Here is a 16,610-nt window from a genome sequence, read left to right as displayed (position 1 = left end):
GTGTGCTTTGCCAAGCCCACATGCAAGTTAACCTTGATTCTGATGTATCGGCGGCAACCAGCCGAAGCCCAACCGCCGTCCGAATCGTGAACATCACGCGACACCGCGCCGCCTACTCAGGAATTCGCCCAGTTCGGCGCGCGCTTCTGCAGAAACGCCAGCATGCCTTCTCTGGCCTCTTCGGAGACGAACAATTCGGCGGACTGCCGCGTCAACGCCTCGGCATCCCGGTCGAACGCCGCCAGCAGCGGCGCGGTGGTCAGGGCCTTGGAGGCGGCCAAGCCCTGCGGCGAGGCCTTGCCGATCTCTGCGGCTAGGGCCGCCACCGTTGCCTCGACGTCGTCAGTGGCGACGGTGATCAGGCCGATGTCGGCGGCCTCGGCGGCGCCGAACTTCTCGCCGGTCACGAAGTAGCGGCCCGCGGCGCGGGTCGTCATCTTCGGCAGCAGGGTGAGCGAAATGATCGACGGCGCAACACCAATGCGCGCTTCGGTCAGCGCGAACGTGCTCGCCTGGCCCGCCACCGCGATGTCGCATGCGCCCACCAGCCCCAGCCCACCGGCGCGGACGTGTCCGTCGATCGCGCCGATCACCGGGATCGGCAGTTCGAGGATCCGGCGCAGCAGCCGGGTCAGTTCGCGTGCCCGTTCGACGGCGATATCGGCGGGATCACCACCTGATGCCTGTGCGAGATCGGCTCCTGCGCAGAAGGTTCCGCCGGTGTGGCCGAGCACCACAGCACGAACTCCGCCGTCCGTGGCGGCGTCGGTGAGGCCCTGGTGCAGCTGGTCCACCAGCGCGGTTGACAGCGCGTTGCGGTTCTCCGGCGAGTCCAGCGTCAGGCGCGCGACGCTGCCCTCGACGGAGTAGCGGACGAGCGCCCTCATCAGTACGACCTGGGCAGACCCAGTGACGTCTGCGCGACGAAGTTGAGGATCATCTCTCGGCTCACGGGTGCGATGCGGGCCAACCGCGATGCCACCAGCACCGAGGCGATGCCGTACTCCTTCGTCAAGCCGTTGCCGCCGAGGCACTGCACCGCCTGATCGACCGCGCGCACCGACGCCTCACCCGCCGCATACTTGGCCATGTTGGCGGCCTCGGCCGCGCCGACGTCGTCGCCGAGGTCGTACAGCGAAGCGGCCTTCTGCATCATCAGCTTCGCCAGCTCGATCTCGATGTGGTTCTGCGCCAACGGGTGTGACAGTCCTTGATGCGCGCCGATCGGCGTCTTCCACACCTGGCGCGACTTGACGTACTCGGTGGCTTTGTTGATCGCGAACCGGCCCATCCCCACCGCGCTGGCGGCGCCCATGATGCGCTCCGGGTTGAGTCCGGCGAACAGCTGCGCGATGGCCGCGTCTTCGGACCCGACGAGCGCGTCGGCGGGAAGTCGCACCTCGTCCAAGAACAGCTGGAACTGGTTCTCGGGGCTGACGATCTCCATGTCGATCTTGGTCCACGTCATGCCCGGGGTATCGGTCGGAACGACGAACAGTGCCGGCTTGAGGTTGCCGGTCTTGTGATCTTCGGTCCGGCCGACGACCAGCACCGCCTGCGCTTGGTCGACGCCCGAGATGTACACCTTCTGACCCGACAGAATCCAGTCGCTGCCGTCACGGCGGGCGGTGGTGGTGATCTTGTGACTGTTCGACCCCGCGTCGGGTTCGGTGATCGCGAACGCCATGGTGATCGACCCGTCGGCGATTCCCGGGATCCAGCGCTTCTTCTGCTCCTCGGTGCCGAACTTGGCGATGATGGTGCCGTTGATGGCGGGGGAGACCACCATCAAGAGCAGGGCGCAGCCGGCGGCAGACATCTCCTCCATGACCAGCGACAGCTCGTACATTCCGGCCCCACCGCCGCCGTACTCCTCGGGCAGGTTCACCCCGATGAAGCCGAGTTTGCCTGCCTCGCTCCACAACTCGGTGGTGTGCTCACCAGCGCGGGCCTTCTCCAGGTAGTACTTCTCGCCATAGTTGGCGGCCATCGCTGCGACTGCCTTGCGCAGCGCCTGCTGTTCTTCGGTCTCGACGAAGCTGCTCATGTGTTTCCTTAGGGGTTGTCCACTCGGGCGAGTACGGTCCCGACGTCGACCTGCTGGCCGACCTCGACGTTGAGTTCGGCGAGCACTCCGTCGCCGGGCGAGGTCACGGTGTGCTCCATCTTCATCGCCTCCAGCCACACCAGCGGCTGTCCGGCGGTCACCGAGTCGCCCACTGCGGCGCCGATGCGTAACACCGATCCGGGCATGGGCGCCAACAGCGACCCCTGCGCCACAGCGGCGTCCGGGTCGCCGAAGCGAGGTAGCGCCGCCAGGTGCACGGGTCCCAGGGACGAGTCGACGTACACGTCGGCGCCGTATCGCGCGACATCGAAGGCACGCTCCACACCGTCGATGGACAGCACGACGCGATCGGCGGCGCAGGACACGACACCGACGCCGTCATGGTCGGGAAGGTGCACGCCGTTGCGGGTGTAGCGGTACCGCACCGCGTGCTCTGCGCCGGCGGCACCGCCGTAGGACTTGGTCTGGAATCCGGACGCCAGGTTGCGCCAGCCGCTCGGTGCGGCGGCGAACACCGTTGCGCTGTCACGGTTCTGCGCGGCGTCGGCAAGTGCCGCGGCGACGGCTGAGAGTGCGGCGGCCCGGTCGTCGCCCAGTGGGGCGGATAACCGGTCGAGGCCGTGAGTGTCGAAGAAGGCCGTATCGGTGGCGCCGGCGAGGAAAGCCGGGTGCCGCAGTACGTTGACCAACAAATCGCGATTGGTCCTGATGCCGTGCAGCCGGGTGCGGGTCAGCGCGTCGGCGAGGACGGCCGCGGCTTGGCGCCGCGTCGGTGCGTAGGAGATGACCTTGGCGAGCATCGGGTCGTAGAAGATCGACACCTGCGAGCCGTCCTGGATGCCGGTGTCGACACGCACCGTCTGCGGTACCTCGAACCGGTGCACGGTGCCCGCCTGCGGCTGCCAGTTCTTCGCCGGGTCTTCGGCGTACAGCCGTGCCTCGATGGATGATCCACGCGACGGTGGCGGTTCGGGGTCGAGCCGTCCGCCGTCGGCGACGTGCAGTTGCAACTCGACGAGGTCCAGCCCCGTGGTGGCCTCGGTGACGGGATGTTCGACCTGCAGTCGGGTGTTCATCTCGAGGAAATAGAAAGACCCCGCCCCTGGACCATCTGGGCCGGCCATGAACTCGACGGTGCCCGCACCCGCGTATCCGATGGCCTCGGCGGCCAGCCGCGCGGCGTCGAACAGCTTGGCGCGCATGCCTTCCGTCCGCTCGACGAGCGGCGAGGGCGCCTCTTCGATGATCTTCTGATGGCGCCGCTGGATCGAACATTCGCGTTCGCCGACCGCCCACACGGTGCCGTGCTGGTCGGCCATCACCTGGACCTCGACGTGATGACCGGTGGCGAGGTAGCGCTCGCAGAACACGGTCGGATCGCCGAAGGCCGACTGCGCTTCGCGGCGTGCGGCCTCCACTTGCCCGGGCAGCGACGACAAGTCGTCGACCACCCGCATGCCGCGGCCGCCGCCACCGGCAGAGGCCTTGATCAGCACCGGCAACTGGTCGGCGGTGACGGTGTCGGGATCGAGTTCCTCGAGCACCGGGACGCCCGCGGCCGCCATCATCTTCTTCGCCTCGATCTTGGAGCCCATTGCGGCGACCGCGGCCACCGGCGGACCTATCCACGTGAGCCCGGCATCGATCACCGCGGCGGCGAACTCAGCGTTCTCCGAGAGGAATCCGTATCCGGGGTGGATTGCGTCGGCACCGGCCGCCTGTGCGGCGGCGATCAGCTGGGCCGCGTCGAGGTAGCCCTTGGGGCCTTCCAGTCGCACCCGGGCGTCCGCCTCGGCGACGTGCGGAGACGCCGCGTCGGGATCGGTGTAAACGGCGACCGTGCCGATGCCGAGCTTGCGGCAGGTGTCGAACACTCGGCGAGCGATCTCGCCGCGATTGGCAACCAGGATTTTGGTGATCATCAGGTTCACATCCGGAAGACGCCGAAGTTCGACGTCCCCTTGATCGGGCCATTCGCGATGGCGGACAGGCACATTCCCAACACCGTGCGGGTGTCTCGCGGGTCGATCACCCCGTCGTCGTAGAGCCGGCCGGACAGGAACATCGGCAGCGACTCAGCCTCGATCTGCGCTTCCACAGCGGCCCGCAGGGCGGCATCGGCGTCCTCGTCGACCTGCTGGCCGCGGGCCTCGGCGGCGGCGCGGCTGACGATCGACAGCACGCCCGCCAGCTGCGTGCCACCCATGACAGCGGACTTGGAGCTGGGCCACGCAAACAGAAACCGGGGATCGTAGGCGCGGCCGCACATCCCGTAGTGGCCCGCGCCGTACGAGGCGCCGATCAGCAGGGAGATGTGCGGCACGGTGGAATTGGAGACGGCGTTGATCATCATCGAGCCGTGCTTGATCATCCCGCCCTCCTCGTACTTGCGGCCGACCATGTAGCCGGTCGTGTTGTGCAGGAACAACAGTGGAGTGTCGGCACGGTTGGCCAGCTGGATGAACTGGGTGGCCTTCTGCGACTCCTCGGAGAACAGCACCCCGCGGTGGTTGGCCAGGATGCCGATCGGATAGCCGTAGAGGGTGGCCCAGCCGGTCACCAGCGAGCCACCGTAGAGGGGTTTGAACTCGTCGAAGTCGGAGCCGTCGACGATGCGGGCGATGACGTCACGTGGATCGAAGGGAATCCGCAGATCTGCGGGGACGATGCCGACCAGCTCCTCCGGATCGAACAGCGGCGCGGTGACCGGGCCCGGCGGTGGGCCCTGCTTGCGCCAGTTCAACCTGGCCACGATGCGACGCCCGATGCGGATCGCGTCGAGCTCGTCGACTGCGAAGTAGTCGCCGAGTCCCGAAGTGCGGGCGTGCATCTCGGCGCCGCCGAGCGATTCGTCGTCAGATTCTTCGCCGGTCGCCATCTTCACCAGCGGCGGTCCGGCCAGGAAGACCTTGGAACGCTCCTTGATCATCACCACGTGGTCGGACATTCCGGGGATGTAGGCACCGCCGGCCGTCGAGTTGCCGAACACCAGCGCGATGGTCGGGATCCCCGCCGCCGAGAGCCGGGTGAGGTCGCGGAACATCTGACCGCCGGGTATGAAGATCTCCTTCTGCGTCGGCAGATCGGCGCCGCCGGATTCCACCAGTGACACCACCGGCAGCCGGTTTTGCAGCGCGATCTGGTTGGCGCGCAAGATCTTCTTCAGTGTCCACGGATTGCTGGTGCCGCCCTTGACCGTTGGGTCGTTGGACACGATGAGGCACTCCACGCCCTCGATCGCGCCTATGCCTGTCACGACGCTGGCCCCGACCGCGAAGTCGCTACCCCATGCGGCCAGCGGGCTGAGTTCCAGGAACGGCGAATCTGGGTCGAGCAGCATTTCGATGCGCTCGCGCGCGGTCATCTTCCCGCGGTCGTGATGGCGTCTGACGTACTTTTCACCGCCACCGGCCAACGCCTTGGCATGCTCGGCGTCGAGTTCGGCGAGCTTGGCGGTCATGACGTCCGCGGCCTCGGAGAACGCCGCCGACCTCCTGTCGATGGTCGACTTCAGCACGGTCACGACTGGAACCCAAGGGTTTTCGCGGCCAGGCCGGTGAGAATCTCCGTCGTACCGCCGCCGATGCCCAGGATGCGCATGTCGCGGTACTGCCGCTCCACTTCGGATTCGCTCATGTATCCCATCCCACCGAACAACTGGACCGCCTGATTGGCCACCCACTCGCCGGCCTCGACGGCGGTGTTCTTCGCGAAGCACACCTCGGTGATCAGATTGGTCTCGCCGGCAAGCTGCCGTTCCACGATGTGGCGCGTGTACACCCGCGCCACATCGATGCGCCGGGCCATTTCGGCCAGGGTGTTCTGTACGGATTGACGTGCGATCAGCGGCCTGCCGAACGTTTCGCGGTTGCGGCACCATTCGACGGTCAGGTCGAGGCACCGCTGCGCGCTCGCGTATGCCTGCGCGGCCAGCCCGACGCGTTCGGAGACGAATGCGCCTGCGATTTGGATGAATCCGGTGTTCTCCCCGCCGATGAGGTTGGCGGCGGGCACCCGCACATCCGTGTAGGAGAGCTCGGCGGTGTCGCTGGACCGCCAGCCCATTTTGTCCAGTTTCCGGCTGACCTCGAATCCGGGTGTCTTCTTGTCGACGACGATCAGCGAAACACCGGCAGCGCCGCCGCCTCCCGTGCGCGCCGCGGTCACCACATAGTCCGCCCGCACACCGGAGGTGATGTAGGTCTTCGCGCCGTTGATGACGTAGTCGTCGCCGTCGCGGACGGCGCGCGTGGTCAGGTGCCCGACGTCTGAACCGCCGCCCGGTTCGGTGATGGCCAGGCTGCCGATCAGGTCGCCGCGCAGTGTCGGCCGCACATAGGTGTCGATCAACCGCTCGTCGCCGGCGGCGATCATGTGCGGCACCGAGATCCCGCAGGTGAACAGAGAGGCGAAAACGCCGCCGGGTGCGCCGGAGTAGTGCATCTCCTCGCAGATGACCACCGCGTCCGCACCGTCGCCACCGCCGCCGCCGACGGCTTCGGGCATGCCTGCCCCCAGCAGGCCCGCATCGCCCGCCTTGCGGTGCAGATCGCGGGGCAGGTCGCCGCTGCGCTCCCACTCGTCGGCGTTGGGCAGGATCTCGCGTTCTGCGAACGCCCGCACCGTCTTTCGAAGTTGTTCCCGTTCCGGGGTGTGCCAGATGGCTGTGCTCATTCCTCGACTCCCACTCGCTCCGGTCCTCGCTCGTGCCTCGCTGCGATCCTCACTCGCGCTCGCCTTCGGGTGACAAGCACTCCTCAGGGATGTCGACATGGCGGCTGCGTAGCCATTCACCAAGACCTTTGGCCTGTGGATCGAAGCGGGCCTGATAGGCCACCCCTTGACCGAGGATGCCCTCGATCACGAAGTTGACCGCCCGCAGACGCGGCAGCAGGTGGCGGGTGACTTCCAAATCCGCTGTCTCAGGTAGTAACTCGCGAAGCTTGTCGACGGTCAGGGTGTGTGCAAGCCATCGCCAGTGGTCGTCGCGCCGTACCCACAACCCGACGTTGGCGCTGCCGCCCTTGTCGCCGCTGCGCGCGCCCGCAATCCGTCCCAGCGGCACGCGTCGGGTCTCGCCGAACGACTCCGCCGAGGGCAGTTCGGGCGGTGCCACCGGCGCCAGGTCCAGTGTCTCGGAGGCCGGAGCGATATCGGTGCGGCTGCCGTCGGCGTGCACGGCGACATGGGCGACCTCGGTGGCAGGCACGAATGCGGGGTGGAAAACGCCGTAGATCTGACCGTTACCCGGGGGCGCGGTGCTGGTGAAACCCGGATAACTGGCCAACGCGAGTTCGACAGCCGCCGAAGAGAATTGACGTCCGACGTTGGCCGGATCGGGGTCGCGCACCACGCATCGCAGCAGTGCGCTGGCGGCTTCCTCGGTGTCGGCGTCGGCGTGATCGGTGCGCGCCAGCGTCCACTGCATCTCGGCGGGCTTGACCGCCAGGGCGCTCTCGAGCTGTCTGCGTACGAGCGCGGCCTTGGCCTCGATGTCCAATCCGGTGAGCACCAAGGTCATCTCGTTGCGGTATCCACCGATGCTGTTGAGCGAGACCTTCAACGTCGGAGGCGGCGCTTCGCCCGTCACCCCGCTGATGCGAACGCGGTCCGGCCCGTCGTCGCTGAGTTCGATGGTGTCGACGCGCAGTGTGGCATCGGGATTGGCGTATCGCGCACCGGTGATCTCGTAGAGCAGTTGTGCGGTGACGGTGTCGATGGTGACCGCTCCGCCGGTACGCGGGTGTTTGGTGATGACCGACGATCCGTCGGAGTGGATCTCGGCGAGTGGAAAGCCCGGATGCGTGAGGTCGGCTATCTCGGTGAAGAACGAGTAGTTGCCGCCGGTGGCCTGCGCGCCGCACTCGATGACGTGGCCCGCGGCTATTGCGCCCGCGAGGCGGTCGTAGTCGGTGCGACCCCATCCGTGGTGCGCGGCGGCCGGCCCGACGATGACCGACGCGTCGGTGACGCGACCGGTGACGACGACGTCCGCGCCGGAGTTGAGGCAGTCGACGATGCCCCACGCCCCGAGGTACGCGTTGGCCGCCAGCGGTGGGCCCCCGCCCGATGTCGCCGCCGTCGCGGCTCCGAAGCCCGATGTCGCCGCCGTAGCGGCTCCGAAGCCCGATGTCGCCGCCGTAGCGGCTCCGAAGCCCAACTCCTCGGCTCGTGGCAGCAGATCGTCACCCTCGACGTGGGCCACCTCCACGCTCAGCCCGAGGCGGTCCGCCAGATCGCGCACCGCCTGTGCCAGCCCGGCGGGGTTGAGGCCGCCGGCGTTCGCGACGATCCGCACGCCGCGATCCAGCGCGGTGCCGAGGCACTCCTCGAGCTGGATCAGAAAGGTCTTCGCGTAGCCGCGGTCGGGCGACTTGACGCGGTCGCGGGCCAGGATCAGCATCGTGAGTTCGGCGAGGTAGTCACCGGTGAGATAGTCCAGCTCACCGCCGGTGAGCATCTCTCGCATGGCCGCTAGACGGTCACCGTAGAAGCCCGAGCAGTTGCCGATGCGGACCGCTGCAGAACTAGTAGCCACGCGCCTCCTTGCGACGTATCAACCAACCGGTAGGTTAGCGGGTACCGGTGGTATCGCGCCAAGCCACTCCGCTGTTTTGGAGGCTACGCAGGTCACCGGCTATCCTGAAGAGCAATTGCCGATGCCTGAGTCGTTGCGCGGCACATACTTCATCAGAGATAGACCCTCGACTAGGAGATTTTCGATCATGGCTGTTCCCAAGCGGAGGATGTCGCGCGCGAATACCCGTAGCCGGCGTTCGCAGTGGAAGGCCAAGCGCACCGAGCTCGTCGGCGTGACGGTGGCCGGTCAGCAGCACAAGGTGCCGCGCCGTCTGCTCAAAGCTGCGCGCCTCGGCCTGATCGATCTCGACCGCCGCTGATCTCGTCCCCGCTCGTTGGGCGGGGTCTTCTCTTCGGACAAGATCGGCGCGCCTCTCAGGCCGCTCTCAGATAGCGGGTTGACACTGTGGCTGTGCGAATACTTGTCGTCGACGATGACCGCGCTGTGCGCGAATCGCTGCGTCGATCGCTCTCCTTCAATGGTTACTCCGTCGAGCTGGCGCAGGACGGACTCGAAGCTCTCGATCGGATCGCCAGCGATCGGCCGGATGCCGTCGTGCTGGACGTGATGATGCCGCGGCTCGACGGCCTCGAGGTGTGCCGTCAGCTCCGCAGCACCGGCGACGACCTGCCGATTCTCGTGCTGACCGCGCGAGACTCGGTCTCCGAACGGGTAGCCGGCTTGGACGCGGGCGCCGACGACTATCTCCCGAAGCCGTTCGCGCTCGAGGAACTGCTCGCCCGCATGCGTGCCTTGCTGCGGCGCACCTCGCCCGATGAGGGCACGGATACACCGGCGATGACGTTCTCCGACCTGTCGCTGGATCCGGTCACTCGGGAGGTCACCCGCGGTCAACGTTCGATCAGCCTGACGCGCACCGAGTTCGCGCTGCTCGAGATGCTCATCGCGAACCCGCGGCGGGTGCTGACCCGTAGCCGCATCCTCGAAGAGGTGTGGGGTTTCGACTTCCCGACCTCGGGCAACGCCCTGGAGGTGTACGTCGGCTACCTCCGCCGTAAGACCGAGGCCGAAGGAGAGCCGCGACTGATCCACACCGTCCGCGGGGTGGGTTATGTGCTGCGCGAGACACCTCCCTGATGTCTGCTCGGAAATCCTCGCCTCGGCCCGGGCCATATCCACAGACGGTGCAGTCGACGGCCAGTTCGTTGTCGCTGCGCTGGCGGGTGATGCTGCTCGCGATGTCGATGGTGGCGATGGTGGTGGTCTTGATGGCCGTCGCCGTGTACGCCGTCGTCTCGCGCGCGCTCTACGACGATATGGACAACCAGCTGCACAGCCGTGCCAGCCTGCTGATCGAAAGCGGTTCGTTGACCACCGATCCCGGGAAGGCGATCGAGGGCACCGCGTACTCCGACGTGAACGCGATGCTGGTCAATCCCGGCCGCTCGATCTTCACCGCGAACCAGCAGGGGCAGACGCTGCCGCTGGGTGATCCCGAGAAAGCCGTCATCCGTGGCGACCTGTGGATGTCGAAGCGATCGGTCGACCAACAGCGGGTGCTGGCCCTGCATCTGTCCAACGGCAGTTCGTTGCTGATCTCCAAGAGCCTGGTGCCGACCGACAAGCTGCTCAAGCGGTTGGGCACCGTGCTGCTCATCGTCGGTGGGGTCGGCGTGGTGGTGGCCGCGATGGCAGGTGGTGCCGTCGCCCGCGCGGGCCTGCGGCCGGTGGCGCGGCTCACATCGGCGGCGGAGCGCGTTGCGCGCACCGACGATCTGAGGCCGATTCCGGTATACGGCAGCGACGAACTCGCCCGTCTCACCGAGGCTTTCAACATGATGCTGCGTGCCTTGGCCGAATCGCGCGAGCGGCAAGCACGGCTGGTCACCGACGCCGGCCACGAACTGCGCACGCCGCTGACGTCGTTGCGCACCAACGTCGAACTGCTGATGGCATCGATGGCCCCGGGTGCACCGCGGCTGCCCGAGGAGGAGATGGCGGGCCTGCGCGAAGACGTCATCGCTCAGATCGAAGAGCTGTCCACCCTCGTCGGCGATCTGGTCGACCTGACCCGCGACGAAGCCGGCGTCGTCATTCACGAGCCCGTCGACATGACCGAGGTCGTCGACCGTTCACTGGAGCGAGTTCGCCGTCGCCGCAACGACATTGAGTTCGATGTGAACCTGGTGCCGTGGCAGGTCTACGGTGACGGCGTCGGCCTGGGCAGGGCGGTGCTCAACGTGCTCGACAACGCCGCCAAATGGAGCCCGCCCGGCGGTCGGGTCGGTGTGCGGTTGTCACAGGTCGACTCGATGCACGCCGAGTTGGTGATCACCGATCACGGCCCCGGTATCCCGCCGCAGGAACGGCGGTTCGTGTTCGAGCGCTTCTTCCGCTCGGCCTCCGCACGCGCGATGCCGGGATCGGGTCTGGGTCTGGCGATCGTGAAACAGGTTGTGCTCAAACACGGCGGCGCGCTGCGCGTCGAGTACGCCGTACCAGGGGGACAGCCGCCGGGCACGGCGATTCACATGGTGCTGCCCGGCAGAACGATGCCCGGTGAGTCCGCGCGACACGCGGTCGCGGGCGTGGACTTGCCCGTAATCAGCGCCGACAATGATTAGCCTGGACGCGCTCTGGGGAAGCAAGTCTGTGCATGTCCCAATCGTTCTCTAAGTGGATTCTCAGCCCGCTTAGGCAACTTTGAGACTGCGAACGCCGTTGTTCTGGATGTCGGACCCCCAAAAGGAAAGAGCACCGCACCGAGATGACCAACCATCCGAGGTATTCGCCGCCACCCCCGCCGGGTCGTCGCCCGGAGCCTGCGACATCCGGATACCCCGGTGCGCAGGCCGACCCGTACCAGCAGCAGCCGTACGACTGGCGGTACCAGACTCAACAGCAGCAGCAGGCGTTCCGCGGGCCCTATGACCCGTATCGCGGCGCTCCGCAGCCGGCCACGGCGCGGTACCCGCAAGCTCCTTTTCCGTCGCAGCAACCGCAGAAGCGTTCTCGCACAGGCTCTTTGATCGCTGGTGCCCTCGCGGTGGCGGTCGTGTCGGCCGGCGTCGGCGGGGGAGTGGCGCTGCTCGCGCAGTCCGAGCGGCCCGCGGCCACGTCGACCATCAACGGCGCCGCCCCCGGTCAGCCCGTCGCCAGCCTGCCCGCCGGCTCGGTCGAGCAGGTCGCGGCGAAGGTCGTGCCGAGTGTGGTGAAGCTCGAGGTGGACCTCGGCAGGAAATCAGAGGAGGGCTCCGGGATCATCCTGTCTTCGGACGGCCTCATCTTGACGAACAATCATGTCGTCACCGCCGCCCAGGGTGCGCCCGGTGGACCCGCCGGTCCGGGGGGGCCTGCGGCACCCACTGGCGGCGGCGGCGCGCAGACCAAGGTGACGTTCGCCGACGGCCGCAGCGCACCGTTCACGGTGCTCGGAACCGACCCCAGCAGCGACATCGCGGTGGTGCGCGCCCAGGGAGTGACGGGTCTGACGCCGATCACCGTCGGCTCCTCGGCCAACCTGCGCGTCGGCCAGGACGTCGTGGCGATCGGGTCGCCGCTCGGGCTCGAGGGCACGGTGACCACCGGCATCATCAGCGCGTTGAACCGGCCTGTGGCCGCCGGTGGTGACATCCGCAACCAGAACACGGTGCTGGATGCGGTGCAGACCGACGCCGCCATCAACCCCGGCAACTCCGGGGGTGCGCTGGTCAACATGAATGGTGAGTTGGTCGGCGTCAACTCGGCGATCGCCACATTGGGCGGCGACGCCGATGGCGCGGCGCAGGGCGGTTCGATCGGGTTGGGCTTCGCCATCCCGGTCGACCAGGCCAAGCGCATCGCCGACGAACTGATCGAAAACGGCACCGCCTCGCATGCCTCGCTCGGCGTCCAGGTCGGTAACGACGCGACGGTCGATGGCGCGCGCATCGTCGAGGTGACGGGCGGCGGTGCCGCCGCCGCGGCAGGACTGCCCAGCGGTGTGGTGGTCACCAAGGTCGACGACCGCGTGATCAATAGCGCTGACGCGCTGGTCGCAGCGGTCCGGTCGAGGGCGCCGGGAGACAGGCTGACGCTGACGTATCTCGACAACGCGGGCAAGCCGCAGTCCGTCGAGGTCACCCTCGGCAAGGCCCAGCAGTGAGACCCACGGTGACCTCCGGGCCCATCACCCTGAGAGTGGCCGCGCCGCTGTCGCCGCCCGGATATACGGTTGGCGTCATGGAACAGCCAGGGGAGTTGGTGGGCCGGGCATTGGTCGTCGTCGTAGATGACCGCACTGCGCATGGTGACGAGGAGGACCACAGCGGTCCGTTGGTCACCGAACTGCTAGGTGAGACCGGCTTCGTCGTAGACGGCGTGGTCGTGGTGTCCGCCGACGAGGTCGAGATCCGCAACGCGCTGAACACGGCGGTGATCGGTGGAGTCGACCTGGTGGTGTCGGTCGGCGGCACGGGTGTCACCCCGCGCGACGTCACGCCCGAGGCGACGGTCGATCTGCTTGACCGTGAACTGCTGGGCATCGCCGAGGCGCTGCGCGCGTCGGGTTTGTCGGCCGGCGTCTCCGATGCGGGCCTTTCGCGCGGTTTGGCGGGAATCTCCGGGAGCACGCTGGTCGTGAACCTGGCCGGATCCCGCGCGGCGGTGCGCGATGGTATGGCGACCCTTACTCCGCTCGCGACTCAGATTATTGGACAGCTGTCGAGTCTCGAGATCTAAGAGCAACGATGAGAACGAAGTATAATCTTCGTCACGGCAAGGAGGCTGGCCGACGGCAGATCCACCCGCACGTTCGATCGAAGCACTTAACGAGATTTTCGGCGATGCGCTGCAACCCGAATCGTCTGACGACCGCGATAGTTCATCTCCGACGGTCCTGACAACGATCGTTGGTTGAAGGAGAACAGGCCACCACACCATCATTGAGCTGTGGTTTCATTCGAACCACGGGTCACTCTTATCCGGCTAGCTTGACGTGGTCCGACACTTTCAGCCAAATACGACCGGTTGACTTGATGGGCCGCGTCTCGCTGTCGCGATGACGCCGGCCGCATAACGGAAGTGAGCGATTTGGCAGTGCGTAACGTCGGGCCGAGCATTTTCGATTCTTGCGTTGCCGGGTTGGTGCGCGACCGTTATGGTCTTCGTGTCAACGATGAGCAGGTCGTAAGAGCGGCGTGTGAGGATCCTCACTTGCGTTCTAGAGGAACCTGCGTCGGTTGCTGCGTAGCGGTAGTGCCGGCACGAACAACAAAGACATTGGTCCTCGTCGGTCCACTGTCGACATAGCTAGGGAGAACATGAAGGAATTCACTCTGGTGCTGAGCGCCATGGTAGCCGCCATCGCGTCTCTGTTCGTGGGCACTGGCACTTCCCACGCCGGGTTGGACAACGAGCTGAGCCTCGTTGACGGCCAAGACCGGACACTGACGATCCAGCAATGGGATACCTTCCTCAACGGCGTCTTCCCCTTGGATCGCAACCGGCTGACCCGCGAGTGGTTTCACAGCGGCCGCGCGAAGTACATCGTGGCCGGTGAGGGGGCCGATGAGTTCGAGGGCACCTTGGAGCTGGGTTACCAGATCGGCTTCCCGTGGTCGTTGGGCGTGGGCATCAACTTCAGCTACACCACCCCGAACGTCCTGCTCGACAACCTCAATCCGGTCGTTCCGATCAACCCAGGTGGAGGGTTTGGTTTCATTACCACGCCGAATCTATTTCCGGGTGCTTCGATCAGCGCCGATCTCGGCAACGGTCCGGGTATCCAGGAGGTCGCGACGTTCTCTGTAGATGTCCAAGGTCCAAAAGGCGGTGTTGCGGTTTCGAATGCGCATGGCACCGTGACTGGGGCGGCTGGAGGCGTGCTGCTGCGCCCGTTCGCTCGGCTCATTTCGGCGGCCGGTGACAGTGTCACTACCTACGGCGAGCCCTGGAACATGAACTAGCAAGTCTCTTCCCGGCTGTTCTGCTCGATGTGGTGAAAGTGTTCGATTGACTGCCTGCGTGGTTGGGTGGATATGTTCAATGCGGCATCCGTGCCTTTTGGAGTTGTGCATGCCCCAGTGCCTATCCGCATTCGACGGTGATCCGTCGGGAGTTGTTCGATTGGGGTTGTCTGGGCGAGCCGTTGAAGCGGCGGCGAGGATGATGGGCGTGTCGACGACGGCCGCCACCATGTGGTGGCGGCAGGCTGGCGCAATGCCCACTACACCGCGGTCAAACGCCGAAGGGGCCCTTGTTTGACGACAGCCCTGGTCGACCTGCCGACCTGAGAGCCCGGCGGGCACGGTCACCGACTCAGCATCGGCGAGCGCGTCGAGATCATGCGTGGCCGGGATGCGGGTCTGTCATGTGTCGAGATCGGGTCACTCATCGACTGCGACCGCAGTGTGGTGTGGCGGGAAGTGCACACGAACTTCAAAAAAGTGCTGGGGGCGTTCAACGTGACTCGTTGATTGCAAAGCGTGAAGCACGCCAGATCCGAAGTCCACCACTCCTGGGACGCTGTCTGACGGAATTCCGTATTGCTGCGAGAAGGGGTGCGTGCGCTGTATGGAACACACGCATCATCGAGTTGTTGCGCGGAGGGAATCCGAAGCGGTTCGGCGCCGCAGGCGTCCTTGCTATGGATGAGATTCGGCCGTACCCTCGTGTCCAATCTTGGCGTGCGGTACGGGCGTTGGGCCCAAAGTACCGGGCTTTCGGCCGAGACGGGCGCACTCAGGCTCGGTGGTGCATGGCACTCCTCGGATTGCAGGGACGTCCGGATTGCCCGGGATGGGCTGCAACGGCGAGCGCGGTGCAAGATGCGGTGTGCACGACAGGCTGAACACGTCGACTTCTTCTCCGTTAGGGCAGGGAGCCGCCGACGTGATTAAATCACTGCTGGTACCGGCGAATTGCGGCACCGCCGCGACCGCAGCGAGGACTCCACCGGCCAAGGCAAGCGGAAGCCAGTGGTCACGGCAGGTAGCTGAAGGTCCAGTACCGGACCCACTATGACCCTTCATGTTGAGCCACTTTCTCCAAGGGACTGTGGCGTACGCATAATCCGATACTACTGAGTTATAAGTATCTGTCGATTGCCAGGGTGATGGGACCACCTGATTGCCATGGGGATGGGACCACCGTGGCGCGTCATTAAGGATGCTCGTCACCCGGGTCTGGGTCAAGCTGGCCGGGTCGGGTACGTTGGCGGTAGGACGGTCCTTCGACGACGAGGGTGTGGGCGGTGGCGGTGAGTCGGTCGATCGCTGATTGGGCGAGCAGGGTGTCGGCGGTCATGGTCAGCCATTCGGCGGGTTCCCTGTTCGAGGTGACGATGGTCGTCTTGGCGCGGTGGCGTTCGACGACGATCTCGTAGAAGTCGCTGGTTTCGGTAGCGGTGAGGGGCCTGAGTGCGAAGTCGTCGATGATGAGGACGTCGATGGTGGCCAGTCGGCGGATCTCGGTGTCGAGGAGGCGGGCGGCGCGCAGTCGGGTGAACAGTTTGTCGGCGCGAGCGAACAAGACGGTGTTACGGCGGCGAATGGCCATGTGTCCCAGTGCCGTTGCCAGGTGCGTCTTCCCGACGCCGACGGTTATCAACGGGTAGTAACACGCTCGAATCTATGTATGCGACATAGGGGTTGATGCTGGGCAAGTCATCGTTGTTGCCGGTTTATCGGCGGGTGTTCTTCAACGTGAAGGAACGGCAACGATGGCGTATCCAGTGGCAGTGTCTCCTGCGGGAGGGCAGCGGACCTGGACTGTGGTCGATGAGGTCGGCTACATCCCCTTCGAAGCCGAAGCCGCCAACCTGTTCTTCCAACTCGTCTCGTCGCGCTACGAACGAGCAAGTCTGATTGTGACCAGTAACAAGCCCTTTGGCCGCTGGGGCGAGGTGTTCGGCGACGACGTCGTGGCCGCCGCGATGATTGACCGCCTTGTCCACCACGCCGAAGTCAGAGCTTGTCAAGATTTCTGTGTAGGTGGCTGGTTTACAGGTAGGGGTTGATGCGT

13 protein-coding genes and 2 pseudogenes are annotated in these 16,610 nt (G+C 65.9%); 8 read left to right on the top strand and 7 right to left on the bottom strand.

The window, feature by feature from the left end; translation table 11 throughout:
- Nucleotides 1-116: 116 nt before the first annotated feature.
- From M1248_RS18735 to M1248_RS18710, 6 genes are read right to left on the bottom strand one after another with little or no spacing between them, the layout of a single operon-like run.
- Complete coding sequence (locus tag M1248_RS18735; RefSeq protein WP_317149335.1) at nt 117-887, bottom strand: enoyl-CoA hydratase family protein; 771 nt, start codon at nt 885-887, stop codon at nt 117-119.
- Entirely contained in the window at nt 887-2,047 is a 1,161-nt protein-coding gene (locus M1248_RS18730) for an acyl-CoA dehydrogenase family protein (protein ID WP_317149334.1), read from the bottom strand. Before M1248_RS18730 ends, M1248_RS18735 begins: the two co-directional genes overlap by 1 nt.
- A gap of 8 nt (nt 2,048-2,055) precedes the next feature.
- A complete protein-coding gene (locus M1248_RS18725) occupies nt 2,056-3,993 on the bottom strand; it encodes an acetyl/propionyl/methylcrotonyl-CoA carboxylase subunit alpha (protein WP_317149446.1) in 1,938 nt (645 codons plus the stop codon).
- A 2-nt stretch (nt 3,994-3,995) separates the two neighbouring features.
- Entirely contained in the window at nt 3,996-5,585 is a 1,590-nt protein-coding gene (locus M1248_RS18720) for an acyl-CoA carboxylase subunit beta (protein WP_317149445.1), read from the bottom strand.
- A gap of 2 nt (nt 5,586-5,587) precedes the next feature.
- On the bottom strand, nt 5,588-6,742 hold the full coding sequence (locus M1248_RS18715; RefSeq protein WP_317149333.1) for an acyl-CoA dehydrogenase family protein: 1,155 nt from the start codon (nt 6,740-6,742) through the stop codon (nt 5,588-5,590).
- A 49-nt stretch (nt 6,743-6,791) separates the two neighbouring features.
- Nucleotides 6,792-8,537: an acyclic terpene utilization AtuA family protein gene (locus M1248_RS18710; RefSeq protein WP_317149444.1), complete on the bottom strand. Its 1,746-nt coding sequence runs from the start codon at nt 8,535-8,537 to the stop codon at nt 6,792-6,794.
- A gap of 256 nt (nt 8,538-8,793) precedes the next feature.
- On the opposite strand from M1248_RS18710, the gene rpmF reads away from it, so the two are divergent.
- The 7 genes from rpmF to M1248_RS33415 all read left to right on the top strand — a co-directional run bounded on the left by rpmF (nt 8,794) and on the right by M1248_RS33415 (nt 15,064).
- Entirely contained in the window at nt 8,794-8,967 is a 174-nt protein-coding gene (gene rpmF / locus M1248_RS18705) for a 50S ribosomal protein L32 (RefSeq protein ID WP_066978450.1), read from the top strand.
- A gap of 92 nt (nt 8,968-9,059) precedes the next feature.
- Nucleotides 9,060-9,746: a response regulator transcription factor gene (locus M1248_RS18700; protein ID WP_317149332.1), complete on the top strand. Its 687-nt coding sequence runs from the start codon at nt 9,060-9,062 to the stop codon at nt 9,744-9,746.
- Nucleotides 9,746-11,233: a HAMP domain-containing sensor histidine kinase gene (locus M1248_RS18695; protein WP_317149331.1), complete on the top strand. Its 1,488-nt coding sequence runs from the start codon at nt 9,746-9,748 to the stop codon at nt 11,231-11,233. Before M1248_RS18700 ends, M1248_RS18695 begins: the two co-directional genes overlap by 1 nt.
- 143 nt (nt 11,234-11,376) lie before the next feature.
- Complete coding sequence (locus M1248_RS18690; protein ID WP_317149330.1) at nt 11,377-12,753, top strand: S1C family serine protease; 1,377 nt, start codon at nt 11,377-11,379, stop codon at nt 12,751-12,753.
- A gap of 29 nt (nt 12,754-12,782) precedes the next feature.
- Nucleotides 12,783-13,328 (top strand): MogA/MoaB family molybdenum cofactor biosynthesis protein, encoded by a 546-nt coding sequence (locus tag M1248_RS18685; RefSeq protein ID WP_317149443.1) that lies wholly within the window; start codon nt 12,783-12,785, stop codon nt 13,326-13,328.
- A gap of 581 nt (nt 13,329-13,909) precedes the next feature.
- A complete protein-coding gene (locus tag M1248_RS18680) occupies nt 13,910-14,554 on the top strand; it encodes an MspA family porin (RefSeq protein WP_317149442.1) in 645 nt (214 codons plus the stop codon).
- 378 nt (nt 14,555-14,932) lie between these two features.
- On the top strand, nt 14,933-15,064 hold the full coding sequence (locus M1248_RS33415) for a helix-turn-helix domain-containing protein (RefSeq protein ID WP_333894593.1): 132 nt from the start codon (nt 14,933-14,935) through the stop codon (nt 15,062-15,064).
- A 685-nt stretch (nt 15,065-15,749) separates the two neighbouring features.
- Here M1248_RS33415 and M1248_RS18675 read toward each other — a convergent pair.
- A pseudogene (locus tag M1248_RS18675) lies at nt 15,750-16,187 on the bottom strand (ATP-binding protein); the annotation flags it as partial.
- A 70-nt stretch (nt 16,188-16,257) separates the two neighbouring features.
- On the opposite strand from M1248_RS18675, the pseudogene M1248_RS33410 reads away from it, so the two are divergent.
- Nucleotides 16,258-16,560, top strand: a pseudogene (locus tag M1248_RS33410) (ATP-binding protein); the annotation flags it as partial.
- Between the last annotated feature and the right edge of the window lie 50 nt (nt 16,561-16,610).

It is taken from the genome of Mycobacterium sp. 29Ha (genome assembly GCF_032883055.1).
Taxonomy (GTDB): domain Bacteria; phylum Actinomycetota; class Actinomycetes; order Mycobacteriales; family Mycobacteriaceae; genus Mycobacterium; species Mycobacterium gallinarum.
This window is presented reverse-complemented; position numbering and strand designations above follow the sequence as displayed.